Consider the following 12673-nt stretch of genomic DNA (forward strand, 5'->3'; position numbering starts at 1 on the left):
CAAGGAACCGCCGTCATGGCCTCCCCCGACAAACAGCAAAAACGCGCCCAGCGTGCAAAGGCCAAGGCCAAGCAGAACCGCTCCGGCAAGGCCCGGCCGAGCGTCATTCACCCAGTGCTCAACCACGCCTTCGTAAACGAGCCTTTCGATGACGTCGAAATCGATCTGAGCACATTCGATTTCAAAGACATCGAAGAGAACGGTTTCGACCCGGCGGATTTCGACGACCTGTTCGAAGCAATGAAGCAGGCGGAATCGATAAGCCTGCTGGCGCTGTGCGTGGTCTTCCTGCAATACCCGGTGCTGGAGCTGGTGATTGCTGAAGAAGACGAAGAGCCGGCGACCGACTTCATGATGGGCCTGCTGATTACCTACCGCGGGCTCTTCCACGAGGAAGATGAAGACGCGGCCGTTGAATGGATCGGCAGCGATGCCTTCCAGACTGCCTACAACGAAGCGTCCGTTATCCTGCAGAAAAAGAACGCGAAAGGTGCAGGCGGGCGTTCTCAAAACGTTTTTTGATTTACATGACCCCGGTCAAAACGGTAGCTTTGCGCCATTACGAGAATGCAACTCCTTCTCAACTAAAGGCTAGCCGTTTTGACACTCCCAAACACTCCTTCGCCTGAACCCATACCAGGCGAAACGAGCGCTTACTCCCGAACCCGAATTGTCCTGCATTGGTTGTCTGCTGCCGTCATCCTGTGGGCGACGTTCAGCGGCTTCGGCGTGGCATTGCTGGATCAGAACGACCCAGTTCGGCTGTGGGTTGAGTCATTCAACCCACAGCTGACCAGTCTGTTTATTCCGTTCTTCGCGTGGCGGTTGTGGCTGGCGATCAAAGCCCCTGCGCGGCACTCCGCTAAAAACGTCCAGGCGCGACTGGCGAGCGCTGCGCACAAGGCGATCTACGGGACGGTGGCGGGCGTGCTGATTACTGGGGTGCTGATGATGAGCCATCCGGTCATGCTGCTGGCGCTGGTGCCGCTGCCACAGCTCATTCACTCAAAGATCGCGCTGCTGGAGCTGCATCAGCTGCACCACGTCCTGTGCGCGGTATTGGCAGGGTTGGTGGCGCTGCATCTGGCGGCGGTGGTACTGCATCAGGTACGCGGAAAATCAGTGCTGAGCAGGATGAGCTAAGGCGCTGAATCTCCTCACCGCAACCCAATCGTCGAGCAAAAAAACCGCCATCATCCCTGATAGCGGCTTCTCGACAGCGGTCGGCCACAACCGACTCACTTCCCCATCAATTCAAAACAACCTTCCCTGCCTTCCCCGCCTTGCGACGGCTTGAAACGATCAGGCCTGCTGCCACGACCATCAGGCTCAGCAGCCCGGTGGCAATGATTTCCATACGGTGGCCTTCCTGGAACAGCATGATGGTCAGCACGGCGACAATGAACACGATCACCGCCCAGGTCAGGCCGGGGAACAGCCACATGCGGAAGTCCACCGCCTGGCCTTCTGCTTCACGCTTGCGGCGCATACGCAGCTGGGAGACGGCGATCACCAGGTACACCAACAGCGCGATGGCGCCCGAGCTTGCCAGCAGGAAGTCGAAGACCGCCGCGGGCGCAACGTAGTTGGCGAACACGGCAGCAAACGCAGCACCGGTCGACAGCAGCACCGCCCAGTAAGGCGTGCCGGCCTTGGTGGTGCGCTGGGAAACAGCAGGGGCGTCACCACGTTTGCCGAGGGAAAACAGCATGCGTGAAGCCGTGTACAGCGCCGAGTTCAGGCAACTGGTCACTGCGACCAGCACGACGATGTCGACGATCAGCTTGGCGTTCGGAATGCCCATCAGATCGAGCACGGTCTGGTACGAGCCCACTTCAGCCAGACGGCTGTCGTTCCACGGCACCAGCGAGACGACGAGGAGGATCGAGAGCAGGTAGAACAGGCAGATCCGCCAGATCACCGAGTTGGTGGCCTTGGTGATTTGCTGGCCAGGATTCTTCGACTCTGCCGCCGCGATGGTGACAATCTCCGTCCCCATGAACGAGAACATGGTGGTCAGCATCGCTGCGAGCACCGCGCCCATGCCGTTAGGCAGGAAACCCTGGGTATCGTAAAGGTGACTGACGCCGCTGACCTGGCTGTTCGGCAGCAGACCCAACACGGCCGCAATGCCCAGCAGCACGAAGCCAATGATCGCAATGACCTTGATCAGTGCGAACCAGAACTCGAACTCCCCGTAGTTCTTCACGCTGAACAGGTTGGTCGCGGTCAGCAGCAGAGTGATCACCAGCGTGAACGCCCAGATGGCCACGTTTGGGAACCACGCGTGCAGAATCGTCGCGGCAGCGTTGGCTTCCAGCGGAATGACCAGCACCCAGAACCACCAGTACAACCAACCGATGGTGAAGCCGGCCCAGTGCCCGATCGCGCGGTCGGCGTAGGTCGAAAAAGAACCGGTGTCAGGCGAAGCGACAGCCATTTCCGCCAGCATCCGCATCACCAGCACTACCAGTGTACCTGCGGCGCCGTACGCCAAAAGCACGGCCGGCCCTGCTTCGGCGATCGCGTGGCCGGAGCCAACGAAGAGGCCGGCGCCGATGACGCCCGCGATAGAGAGCATCGTGATGTGCCGCGGTTTGAGCCCTTGTTCAAGGTTTGAAGCGTTGGGTGTACTGCTCATGGAACCAACCTTAGAAGGATTTTGTACGGATCAGGACGTGTAGAGGCTCTTCGTAAAGAGAACACAACAGCTCTGTTATTTATTTTTTACGCAAGAATTACGCCAAGATGTTTCAAACGCGACGTCGCAGCGGGATACGCCCACTCCAGATGATTTCCGCAAGTCCATGAATGCAATAGCAATCCGCCACTCATGTAGGAAACGTTACCGGGAGCAACAGGAGGGTGACGATTAGCCGCACCGAAAATACACACTAACTACGAAAGGGCACCAAATAAGCGCACAAGAATGGCCGTCGATCGCGGGCGTGGCCGAAACACCCTTCCCCACGGCGGTTAAAGCTGGCACCATCGCGCCCTTTTTGCGCAACGGCATTCAACGCCAGCGCTCATCAAGCTCATCCTTATGAAGCTCGCGCCGCACGATTGTGCGACCGCCAGGTTGTGTCCCGCTGGCCGACCCGATGAGCCCACCGAACACACGAGGACTGAACATGGCCGAGGCCACGCCCGCCCTGGAAATCCGCAATCTGCACAAACGCTACGGCCAACTCGACGTGCTCAAGGGCATCTCGCTGAGTGCGCGCGATGGCGACGTGATTTCGATTCTGGGTTCCTCCGGCTCAGGCAAGTCGACGCTGCTGCGCTGCATCAATTTGCTGGAGAACCCCAATCAAGGGCAGATTCTCATTGCCGGGGAAGAGCTGAAGCTCAAAGCCACCCGCAAAGGTGAACTGATCGCCGCCGACAACCGTCAGATCAACCGCCTGCGCAGCGAGATCGGCTTTGTCTTTCAGAATTTCAATCTCTGGCCGCACATGACCGTCCTCGATAACATCACCGAGGCGCCGCGTCGTGTGCTGGGGCAGAGCAAAGCCGAGGCCATTGAAGTCGCCGAAGCGCTGTTGGCCAAAGTGGGGATCGCCGACAAGCGTCATGCCTATCCGGCGCAGTTGTCGGGCGGTCAGCAACAACGTGCCGCCATTGCGCGCACGCTCGCGATGCAGCCCAAGGTCATTCTGTTCGATGAACCTACATCCGCACTTGATCCCGAGATGGTGCAGGAAGTACTTAGCGTTATTCGTGGCCTGGCCGAAGAAGGCCGGACCATGCTGATGGTGACCCACGAAATGAATTTCGCCCGGCAGGTGTCCAGCGAAGTGGTTTTCCTGCACCAAGGGCTGGTAGAAGAACAAGGATCGCCAGACCAGGTCTTCGATGACCCACGGTCGGCGCGCTGCAAACAATTCATGTCCAGCAATCGCTAACGGAGCAACATCGATGCAGACCCTGAGAAACATTCTGTTGGCCGCTGCCGCCACCCTGGCCATGGCATCCAGCGCCTTTGCTGCCGACACCCTGAAAATGGGCATCGAGGGCGCCTATCCGCCGTTCAACAACAAGGACGCCAGCGGTCAGGTCGTGGGCTTCGACGTGGAGATCGGCAACGCGCTGTGCGCGAAGATGAAAGTGACCTGTGAAACCGTCACCTCCGATTGGGACGGCATCATTCCCGCACTGAACGCGCAGAAGTTCGACTTCCTGATTTCTTCGATGTCGATCACCGAAGAACGCAAGCAGGCGGTCGACTTCACCATTCCGTACTACTCCAACAAGCTGCAATTTGTCGCGCCCAAAACCACCAACCTCAGTGGCGACCTGGCCGCGATCAAGGAGACGTTGAAAGGCAAGACCATCGGTGCTCAACGCGCGACCCTCTCCGGCACTTGGCTGGAAGACAACTGGGGCGACGACGTGACCGTCAAGCTGTACGACTCCCAGGAAAACGCCTTTCTCGACCTGGCTTCAGGCCGCCTCGACGCACTGCTCGGCGACAAATACGCCAGCTACGAGTGGCTGAAAGGCAAGGAAGGCCAGAGCTTCGAGTTCAAGGGTGACGCGCTGCCGGTTGACGACAAAATCGGCATCGCCGTGCGCAAAGACGACCCGCTGCGCGACAAGCTCAACGAAGCGCTGAAAGAAATCATCGCCGACGGCACCTACAAGAAGATCAACGACAAGTACTTCCCGTTCAGCATCCTCTGACCTGCCTGACCATCGCCGCCGCCTGCTTGTGCAGACGGCGGCGTCTGTCCTTTAGACAAACAACGCCATGAACTTCGATCTCTATGGATTCGGCCCGGCCCTGGCCGCCGGCATGCTGATGACCCTCCAACTTGCGCTGTCGGCCCTCTGCCTGGGTCTCGTCCTCGGCCTGCTCGGGGCGCTGGCGAAGACTTCGCCGAATCATGCCTTGCAGTGGCTGGGCGGCACCTATTCCACACTGGTGCGCGGCATCCCCGAATTGCTGTGGGTGCTGCTCATCTACTTCGGCACGGTCAGCTCGATGCGGGCGATCGGCAAGCTGTTCGATATTCCCAACCTGTCGCTGAGTGCGTTCGCTGCCGGTGTCATCGCCTTGGGCCTGTGCTTCGGCGCCTACGCGACCGAGGTGTTTCGCGGCGCCATGCTGTCGATCCCGAAAGGCCACCGCGAGGCGGGCCTGGCGCTGGGCATGTCACGCTCGCGCATCTTCTTCAAGCTGGTGATGCCGCAGATGTGGCGCATTGCACTGCCGGGGCTGGGCAATCTGTTCATGATCCTGATGAAGGACACCGCGCTGGTGTCGGTCATCGGCCTTGAGGAAGTCATGCGCCACGCGCAGATCGCCGTCACGTCCACCAAGCAGCCTTTTACCTTCTATATGGTCGCGGCGCTGATGTACCTGTGCATGACCGCGCTGTCGATGATCGGCCTGGCATGGCTGGAAAAACGCGCGTCCGTGGGCTTTGTGAGGAGCGCGTCATGAGTTGGGAGTTCGTCCTCAAGTGGCTGCCGAAACTGCTGCACGGCGCCACCGTCACGCTGGAACTGGTCGCCGTCGCAGTGATCGCGGGCCTCATTCTCGCCATACCGCTGGGCATCGCCCGCGCTTCGCGTAACGCCTATGTCCGGGCGCTACCCTACGCCTACATCTTCTTTTTCGCGGCACGCCGCTGCTGGTGCAGCTGTTTCTGGTTTATTACGGCCTGGCGCAGTTCGACGTCGTCACCAAAGGTCCGCTGTGGCCTTACCTGCGCGATCCGTTCTTCTGCGCGGCGCTGACCATGACGCTGCACACCACCGCCTACATCGCGGAGATCCTGCGCGGCGCCATTCAGGCCGTGCCGCCCGGCGAAATCGAAGCGGCCCGCGCACTGGGCATGTCCAAAAGCAAAGCGCTGCTGTACATCATCCTGCCCCGCGCCGCACGCATCGGTCTGCCCGCCTACAGCAACGAAGTCATTCTGATGCTCAAGGCCAGCGCATTGGCGAGCACCGTGACCCTGCTCGACATCACCGGCATGGCCCGCACCATCAACGCGCGGACTTACATGCCGGAGCAGACCTTCCTTATCGCCGGGTTGATCTATCTGGTGATGTCGTTCGTGCTGGTGCAAGGCTTCAAGCTGCTGGAGCGGTACTTGCGGGTGGACGCCAGCCAAGGGCGGTGAGGCCTGATGCGCGCTCTAGCGGGAAACCTGTGTGAGCAAGCTTGCTCGCGCAGAGAATACGGTCCATGTAGGAGTGAGCTTGCTCGCGAAAGCGTCACTTCAGCCGCCAAAGATCACCGTGGCTGAAGAGCGCTCCCTGCCCAAAATTCACCGTATGCTGCAACGCACATTCCGACTGCCTTAATCCAATGCCACTCACACTCACGCAACTCCAATCCCGGTTCGCAGCGCTCGATGCCTTCCTCCTGGAGCATCAGGCCCTGTGGCGCCCGCGCCCCTTCACCCATCGCCACCTGCCGTGGGAATCGCAGCACCCGGAGCTGTCACGCTGGCTGCGGCAACGTTCGCTCGAAGAAGCAGAAGCTGCACACAACCACCCCGAACTTCTCGATGCGCCTCAGCCCTTTGCTCAGCTGGCCTTACAGTCGAAGGTGTTGAGCGAGATCGACGCGCTGCCGCCCGTTAGTCTGGCGCCTGTGTCATCGCGCATGAGCGTCGACGTACCCGGCCGCAAATGGCAGCAAATCGAAGCCTTCGCCAGCCGCTTGAACTTTCAAAGGCAGCCAACCCACTGGCTGGATTGGTGCTCGGGCAAAGGCCATCTCGGTCGACGCCTCGCCCATGGCGGTCAATCGCTGACCTGCCTGGAATACGATGCGGACCTGGTTGAATCAGGAAGGCAACTCAGCGAAAAACTGGGCCTCACCGCCGACCATCTGCACCAAGACGTTATGGCCGACGATGCAGCCGGGCGCCTGGAAACGCATCACACGCCCGTCGCTTTGCACGCCTGCGGCGACCTTCATGTGCGCCTCATGCACCTCGCCAGCGAGGCACGCTGCCGACAACTGGCCATCGCGCCCTGCTGCTACAACCGAATCGTCGGCGAGCACTACCTGCCGATCTCTAAGCAGGGCCAAGCGTCTTGCCTTGCGCTCTCCATCGATGACCTCGGCCTGCCCCTCAGCGAAACCGTCACCGCCGGCGCCCGCGTGCGCCGCCAGCGCGACACCTCCATGGCCCGACGCCTCGGCTTCGACCTGCTGCAGCGAGAGCTACGCGGCATCGATGACTATCTGCCGACACCCTCACTGCCCAGCGCCTGGCTCGACAAAACCTTCGCCGACTATTGCCGCGACCTCGCCGAACTCAAGCAACTCCCTCCCCCGGCGTTCAGCACTGGGAGGCATTTGAAGCAGCGGGCTGGGCGCGTCTGACCGAAGTGCGCAACCTGGAACTGCTGCGCAACCTCTTCCGTCGGCCGCTGGAAATGTGGCTCATCCTCGACCGCGCGCTTTATCTGACTGAGTGCGGGTACGACGTGCGCATCGGCACCTTCTGCGATAGCCAAGTCACTCCGCGGAATCTGCTGATTCTTGCAGAACGACCATGAGCGTTTTTTGACGCGCGCGCCTGTGGATAAGTCTGTTGATGAAATTCCAGCGAACGCCCGGAAATCCTACAGTGAAAGGGATGTAGCCATTTGTTCATTTTTTAGGCAGCGTAAAATTGGCGCTAAAACAGTAGCTTGCGAACGATTGAGAATGGTTCCCGAATCTGACCGATCGTCGCCTTCGGTTTGTGCGGATTGTGAATAACGGTAATCACCTTCTGGCATAAGGCCGCCGAAAAAACTGAAATTAGGGCTTTACTCGCCAGATCAAATCCCTATAATCAGCGCCCACAACGCCGGTATAGCTCAGTTGGTAGAGCAACTGACTTGTAATCAGTAGGTCCCGGGTTCGACTCCTGGTGCCGGCACCAGATTTAGCAAAAAGGCTCACCGAAAGGTGGGCCTTTTTGTTTGGGCCGATTCAGCTCCCCGCTGACAGCAAACCGATACCGCCAGGCATACCACCCGCCAAACGCCCTAGGCATCTGCGCGAAAAGCCAACCATCACCGCAGCCCCTTCGTCTCGAACAACTCAACCAGCCATTCAACAAAAACCCTTACGCGTGCACTCAAATGTCGGTTAGGCGAATAAACAATATAGATCGGGTTAGGCTCCAGCGACCAACCTTCCAAAACCTGAGTCATCGCCCCTGACTTAAGATGCGGCTCTGCCATGAACATCAGCGTCTGTACCACGCCCATGCCTGCGAGCGCGGCGGCGAGCAGTGCGTTCGAGTCATTTACAGCTACGTAATAGTTCGCATCGACGGTGATGCGCTCTCCCGCTTTGACGTACTCCACCGGCAGCCTGCGGTGGGTACCTGCGAAAAAATAGCGGACCATCTGGTGGCCCTTTTCCAGGTCGCTTGGGTGCAGGGGCGTGCCGTGGCGGGCGAGATAGTCCGGCGTTGCGCAGGTCACGAAGGCCAGGCTCCCCAGGCGGCGGGCGATGAGCGATGGGTCGTTCAGTGTGCCGCCGCGAATGACGCAGTCGACGCGATCACCCAACAGGTCAACGGGCCGGTCGCTCACGCCGATGTCCAGTTGCAGTTCGGGGTAGCGCTTTTGAAATTCCTGCAATGCGGGAAGGACCAGCATCGTTGCCATGGTAGATCCCATGTCCACGCGCAACCGTCCATGAGGGCGCGCCTGGGCGCTGGCCAGATCCGATTCCGCTTCAAGCCACTGATCCACCACCCGCACCATGCGTTCGTAGTAAGCGGTGCCATCGTTGGTCAGCGAGATACGGCGCGTGGTGCGGTTGAGCAGCTTGACGCGCAGATGGCTCTCCAGCGACTGGATGTGCTTGGTGACGGTGTTGCGCGGAAGATTCAGCGTCTGTGCGGCTTTGATGAAGCTTCCCGCTTGCACCACTTGGATAAACGCCTTAACGGCTGTGAAGTAATCCACGCTACGACTCGCTTAGCAAAACTTGGGCTCACTATTAGCACGCATACAGGAACAGTGGAGTCATTTTTAGGTAATTTATCCCGCTCTGATGTTCTCTTACATTGATCTCACCGAAACGCAGCCAGCCATCCTGGTTGGCCTTAAACGAGATCAAAAGAATGACTCAGCATCTGAAAGGAAAAGTGGCACTGGTAACCGGCGGCTCACGTGGGATTGGCGCTGCGATCGCGAAGCGACTTGCCGCCGATGGCGCTCACGTTGCATTCAGCTACGCAAAATCCTCAGAGCAGGCTCAGACAGTGGTTGCCGACATTCAAAGCCAGGGCGTGCAAGCGCTGGCGATTCAGGCTGACCAGGGCGATACCGCACAAGTGACCGCGCTGGTGAAACAAGTCCATGCCCACTTCGGCCGACTGGATATTCTGGTCAACAGTGCTGGTGTGTTCGTCACCGGTGCAGTGGACGCACCTGATGCCGATATCGCCGCGTTTGATCGCCAGCAGGCCGTCAATGTGGGTGGCGTGGTGACCGCTGTGCGCACTGCGGTGGGGTTGATGAATGATGGCGGCAGGATCATTTCTCTGGGGACAACGGGAGCCGACCACGTGCCGTTTCCGGGCGCTGCAGATTACATCGCCACTAAGGCGGCAATCGCGGCGTACAGCCGTGGTTGGGCACGGGATCTGGGGCCGCGCAATATCACGGTCAATGTCATTCAGCCCGGCGCCATCAATACCGAGATGAACCCTGAAACCGCTGGTCACGCGCCCTTCCTCGCGGGCCTCGCAGCATTGGGTCGTTACGGGCAGCCCGAAGATATCGCCGCCGCCGTGTCGTTCCTCGCGGGCCCGGATGCCTCTTACATCACTGGCGCGACACTCAATGTCGATGGCGGCCAGAGCGCCTGATCAATACACCCCGAGCAAACTCACGGTCGGTGCGCCACGCTGCATTCAGCGGTGCGGCGCGATTGGCTCGAGTTCTCCCAACGCTTTCCTTGGAGGCAACCATGAATCAGCGCATCCGGATTTACCAACAGGGCACTCCCGCTGTGCTCACCTACGAAAGCTTCACGCTCGAAAAGCCTGGACGTGGGCAAGTCGCGATACGCCATGAGGCAATTGGCGTGAACTACGTCGACACGATGTTCAGGGATGGCACATTCAAGATCCCGCTACCGTTCAGCATGGGCGTCGAGGCGGCGGGTGTTGTCGCAGCAGTAGGCACCGACGTGCAGCATCTTAAACCCGGGGATCGCGTCGGTTATTTCTTCGCGCCGGGCGCCTATGCAGACAGCCGAGTGATTGACGCCGGTGCGCTGATCAAATTCCCAGTCGACATTTCCAGCGAGCAGGCTGCAGGATTGCTCTCCAAAGGGCTGACTGCGTGGGCACTGATCAAACAGGTCCATGCTCTGCGGGCAGCCGAGACCGTTGTGGTGCATGGCGCGTCCGGTGGCGTCGGCACGTTGCTGACTCGTTGGGCTAAATCCATTGGCGCCACGGTGATCGCTACCGTCGGTTCAGCAGAGAAGGCGCGAATTGTCGAAAGCTGGGGCATCGCTACGGTGCGCTCGGATGAGCCGCACCTGGCAGAACGGATAAAAGCGGCGAATGGCGGTGCAGGCGTTGACGTGGTGTACGACCTCGTCGGGCGGCAGACCCTTGAGGCTTCGACCCACGCACTACGAGACGGGGGTGATCTGGTCCACGTCGGCAACGCTTCGGGGATGGCAGTACCGGACAGCACGCTATTGGCCGCGCGGGGCATTCAATATGTCCAGCCTTCTACGCCGCAGTACGTGAATACCGAGAACCAGAACACGGCGGCATCCGAGGTTTTCGAACGATTCCGCGAAGGGGCGTTGGGCCCGCTGGAGCTGTCACGCTATCGGCTGGAAGACGCAGTACTGGCGCATCAAGCCATCGCAGCGCGCAAGCACACCGGGTCGATCTTGTTGATGCCCTGAACGTGTGCCGCCGCGCCTTGCCCAGCCGATGGATAGCGGCGGCTCATCACTCCTTTGAGCGAGTCATCGGTGCTACATCCGTTTCGCGTCTAGTCTCCTGTTTCCACAATCGAAGGTCTTGCCATGGCTCAGTCACACGAAAACCCACCCGACTCATCGGCCCCCGACTTCAACGCACTTCTGCGCGCGAACCTTGCACAGGTGTTCAACGAGCGAGATGCCAATAAACGCATCGCTGCCATCCAACAGCTGTTCTCTGCCGAACCCACGATGTACGAGCCACAAGGCGTCGTCACCGGGCACGCCGCTATTTCGGACGTTGCAGGCGCACTGCTCGAGCAGTTCGGTCCCGACTTTTCCTTCGTCGCCCAAGGCGTGGCGGTGGGGCATCACGGAATAGCTTACTTGCGCTGGCATGCGGGACCCAAGGAAGGTCCGGTGGTTGTAACGGGCGCGGATGTGGCCGAAGTCGTCGACGGCAAGATCGTCCGGTTGTGGGTCTTGCTGGATTCACTTACGCAGTAATTCCGAAAAATCTTCCGCGCAGATGCTGCCAGGCGCACATCTGGTGAAAGCGTTCGATCACCTTACGCCCGCGCTGCTCGCACATCCTTCGGCTGAGGGTGGAAAGCGCGTGCTGTTTTATTCGGGCGAGCACGGCCCAAGCAAACAGCGCGTCGGGAGCCTCATTGATGAGCTGGGCTTTCATGGCATCGACCTGAGCAGTCTTGAACAAGGACTACCTGCGCAATTTCCAGGCGGTCCGCTTCCGGGCCTGAACTTGGTCAAGCATGGATAAAGCCGCGCACCCGCGCGCCTGAACACAGGCGCATTGGGGTTTCGAGCATGGCGTTGGGTTGCCTGCCGAAACCGGCGCAGTCCGTGTTTTACTAAGGCCCATTCACGCCGGGAAACTTTATGACTGACCTCGACCTGTGTGCCGCCCAATATTGCTCAGTGGCAGGCGACCTCAACGCCAATCTCGACCGACATGCTCAGGTGATGCGACTTGCCGCCCATCACGGCGCTAAATTTCTCTTGTTCCCGGAGCTTTCTTTAACCGGTTACGAGCCTTCGCTCGCCAGCAACCTTGCCCTTAACGCCGACTCCCAATTGCTGGAGCCGTTACGGGACCTGGCGAAACAGTCAGGGATGACCACTGTGCTCGGCGCGCCCCTACGCCAGCCGGGGGCGGAAGCAGTCTTCATCGGCGCACTGGTTTTTTGCGCTGACGGCTCACAGATCACCTACACCAAGCAGCACCTCCATCCGGGCGAAGAGGTCGTCTTCACTCCGGGACAAGGCGGCCCGTTGGTGACCGTCGATGCCGGGCAGATTGCGCTGTCAGTCTGCGCGGATTTCAGTCACGCCAGTCACGCACAGGCTGCGGCGCAGGAAGGCGCCGGTGTCTACGCCGCCAGCGTCTTGATCAGCGACAACGGCTATGACCATGACAGTGGCTTGCTAAAGGGCTACGCGCGGCAACATGCTTTTGGGGTATTGATGGCCAACCACGGCGGCGTCTCTGGAGGATGGGCCTGCGCCGGTCGAAGCGCGTTCTGGTCGCCTGATGGAGAACTCGTCGTGAGCGCGGCCGGTACGGGGGACTGTCTGGTTATGGCCCGCAGACGGCGAGGCGCCTGGGAAGGCGAAGTTTTGCAGGCCTTGTAGAGCGCTCCCGACATCAACCGCGCCACCGAAGCAGTTATCGTTAATCTACACGCCTGACATCAGGCGCCAGCGCCGGTATACCATGCCATGGGCGTC

The 12673-nt window shown here is 59.8% G+C and carries 12 protein-coding genes, 1 tRNA gene and 2 pseudogenes; 13 read left to right on the forward strand and 2 right to left on the reverse strand.

What is annotated here, in order from left to right; all coding sequences use genetic code 11:
* Nucleotides 1-15 precede the first annotated feature (15 nt).
* Both JN403_RS02860 and JN403_RS02865 read left to right on the forward strand, forming a co-directional pair.
* Nucleotides 16-522: a hypothetical protein gene (locus JN403_RS02860; RefSeq protein WP_205485153.1), complete on the forward strand. Its 507-nt coding sequence runs from the start codon at nt 16-18 to the stop codon at nt 520-522.
* A 78-nt stretch (nt 523-600) separates the two neighbouring features.
* Nucleotides 601-1143 carry a cytochrome b/b6 domain-containing protein gene (locus JN403_RS02865; RefSeq protein WP_275900175.1) on the forward strand — a complete coding sequence of 181 codons (543 nt, stop codon included), beginning with the start codon at nt 601-603 and terminating at the stop codon, nt 1141-1143.
* A gap of 106 nt (nt 1144-1249) precedes the next feature.
* On the opposite strand, the gene gabP is transcribed toward JN403_RS02865, so the two are convergent.
* The gene (gabP, locus tag JN403_RS02870; protein ID WP_122534030.1) at nt 1250-2641 is read right to left on the reverse strand and encodes a GABA permease; all 1392 of its coding nucleotides are present in this window, start codon (nt 2639-2641) and stop codon (nt 1250-1252) included.
* Nucleotides 2642-3134: 493 nt separating this feature from the next.
* Between gabP and JN403_RS02875 the strand changes: the two genes are divergently transcribed.
* The 6 genes and pseudogenes from JN403_RS02875 to JN403_RS02900 all read left to right on the forward strand — a co-directional run bounded on the left by JN403_RS02875 (nt 3135) and on the right by JN403_RS02900 (nt 7898).
* Nucleotides 3135-3908: an ABC transporter ATP-binding protein gene (locus JN403_RS02875; protein ID WP_205485155.1), complete on the forward strand. Its 774-nt coding sequence runs from the start codon at nt 3135-3137 to the stop codon at nt 3906-3908.
* Between the two features lie 13 nt (nt 3909-3921).
* The gene (locus JN403_RS02880; protein WP_192171305.1) at nt 3922-4686 is read left to right on the forward strand and encodes an ABC transporter substrate-binding protein; all 765 of its coding nucleotides are present in this window, start codon (nt 3922-3924) and stop codon (nt 4684-4686) included.
* A 67-nt stretch (nt 4687-4753) separates the two neighbouring features.
* A complete protein-coding gene (locus JN403_RS02885; RefSeq protein WP_205485158.1) occupies nt 4754-5449 on the forward strand; it encodes an ABC transporter permease in 696 nt (231 codons plus the stop codon).
* Nucleotides 5446-6134 (forward strand): annotated as a pseudogene (locus tag JN403_RS02890) (ABC transporter permease). Before JN403_RS02885 ends, JN403_RS02890 begins: the two are co-directional and overlap by 4 nt.
* A 188-nt stretch (nt 6135-6322) precedes the next feature.
* Nucleotides 6323-7527 (forward strand): annotated as a pseudogene (locus JN403_RS02895) (methyltransferase).
* A 295-nt stretch (nt 7528-7822) separates the two neighbouring features.
* Nucleotides 7823-7898 (forward strand) — tRNA-Thr (locus JN403_RS02900).
* A gap of 133 nt (nt 7899-8031) precedes the next feature.
* On the opposite strand, the gene JN403_RS02905 is transcribed toward JN403_RS02900, so the two are convergent.
* The gene (locus JN403_RS02905) at nt 8032-8937 is read right to left on the reverse strand and encodes a LysR family transcriptional regulator (RefSeq protein WP_122534036.1); all 906 of its coding nucleotides are present in this window, start codon (nt 8935-8937) and stop codon (nt 8032-8034) included.
* 158 nt (nt 8938-9095) lie between these two features.
* Between JN403_RS02905 and JN403_RS02910 the strand changes: the two genes are divergently transcribed.
* The 5 genes from JN403_RS02910 (at nt 9096) to JN403_RS02930 (ending at nt 12577) form a co-directional block, all read left to right on the forward strand.
* Nucleotides 9096-9845, forward strand: a complete 750-nt coding sequence (locus tag JN403_RS02910) for an SDR family oxidoreductase (RefSeq protein ID WP_205485160.1) — start codon at nt 9096-9098, stop codon at nt 9843-9845.
* A gap of 101 nt (nt 9846-9946) precedes the next feature.
* The gene (locus JN403_RS02915) at nt 9947-10906 is read left to right on the forward strand and encodes a zinc-binding dehydrogenase (protein WP_205485162.1); all 960 of its coding nucleotides are present in this window, start codon (nt 9947-9949) and stop codon (nt 10904-10906) included.
* 123 nt (nt 10907-11029) lie between these two features.
* The gene (locus tag JN403_RS02920; RefSeq protein WP_205485171.1) at nt 11030-11431 is read left to right on the forward strand and encodes a nuclear transport factor 2 family protein; all 402 of its coding nucleotides are present in this window, start codon (nt 11030-11032) and stop codon (nt 11429-11431) included.
* 43 nt (nt 11432-11474) lie between these two features.
* Nucleotides 11475-11705 (forward strand): hypothetical protein, encoded by a 231-nt coding sequence (locus JN403_RS02925; RefSeq protein WP_240356792.1) that lies wholly within the window; start codon nt 11475-11477, stop codon nt 11703-11705.
* Between the two features lie 119 nt (nt 11706-11824).
* The gene (locus JN403_RS02930) at nt 11825-12577 is read left to right on the forward strand and encodes a carbon-nitrogen hydrolase family protein (RefSeq protein ID WP_205485174.1); all 753 of its coding nucleotides are present in this window, start codon (nt 11825-11827) and stop codon (nt 12575-12577) included.
* Nucleotides 12578-12673 lie beyond the last annotated feature (96 nt).

It is taken from the genome of Pseudomonas sp. 15A4 (genome assembly GCF_016925575.1).
Classification (GTDB): domain Bacteria; phylum Pseudomonadota; class Gammaproteobacteria; order Pseudomonadales; family Pseudomonadaceae; genus Aquipseudomonas.

Bases quoted from the DNA above. Each gene is read 5' to 3' on its own strand.
- JN403_RS02920 (WP_205485171.1), top strand. From the start codon at position 11,030: ATGGCTCAGTCACACGAAAACCCACCCGACTCATCGGCCCCCGACTTC.
- JN403_RS02860 (WP_205485153.1), top strand. From the start codon at position 16: ATGGCCTCCCCCGACAAACAGCAAAAACGCGCCCAGCGTGCAAAGGCC.
- JN403_RS02875 (WP_205485155.1), top strand. From the start codon at position 3,135: ATGGCCGAGGCCACGCCCGCCCTGGAAATCCGCAATCTGCACAAACGC.
- JN403_RS02880 (WP_192171305.1), top strand. From the start codon at position 3,922: ATGCAGACCCTGAGAAACATTCTGTTGGCCGCTGCCGCCACCCTGGCC.
- JN403_RS02915 (WP_205485162.1), top strand. From the start codon at position 9,947: ATGAATCAGCGCATCCGGATTTACCAACAGGGCACTCCCGCTGTGCTC.
- gabP (WP_122534030.1), bottom strand. From the start codon at position 2,641: ATGAGCAGTACACCCAACGCTTCAAACCTTGAACAAGGGCTCAAACCG.
- JN403_RS02910 (WP_205485160.1), top strand. From the start codon at position 9,096: ATGACTCAGCATCTGAAAGGAAAAGTGGCACTGGTAACCGGCGGCTCA.
- JN403_RS02930 (WP_205485174.1), top strand. From the start codon at position 11,825: ATGACTGACCTCGACCTGTGTGCCGCCCAATATTGCTCAGTGGCAGGC.
- JN403_RS02885 (WP_205485158.1), top strand. From the start codon at position 4,754: ATGAACTTCGATCTCTATGGATTCGGCCCGGCCCTGGCCGCCGGCATG.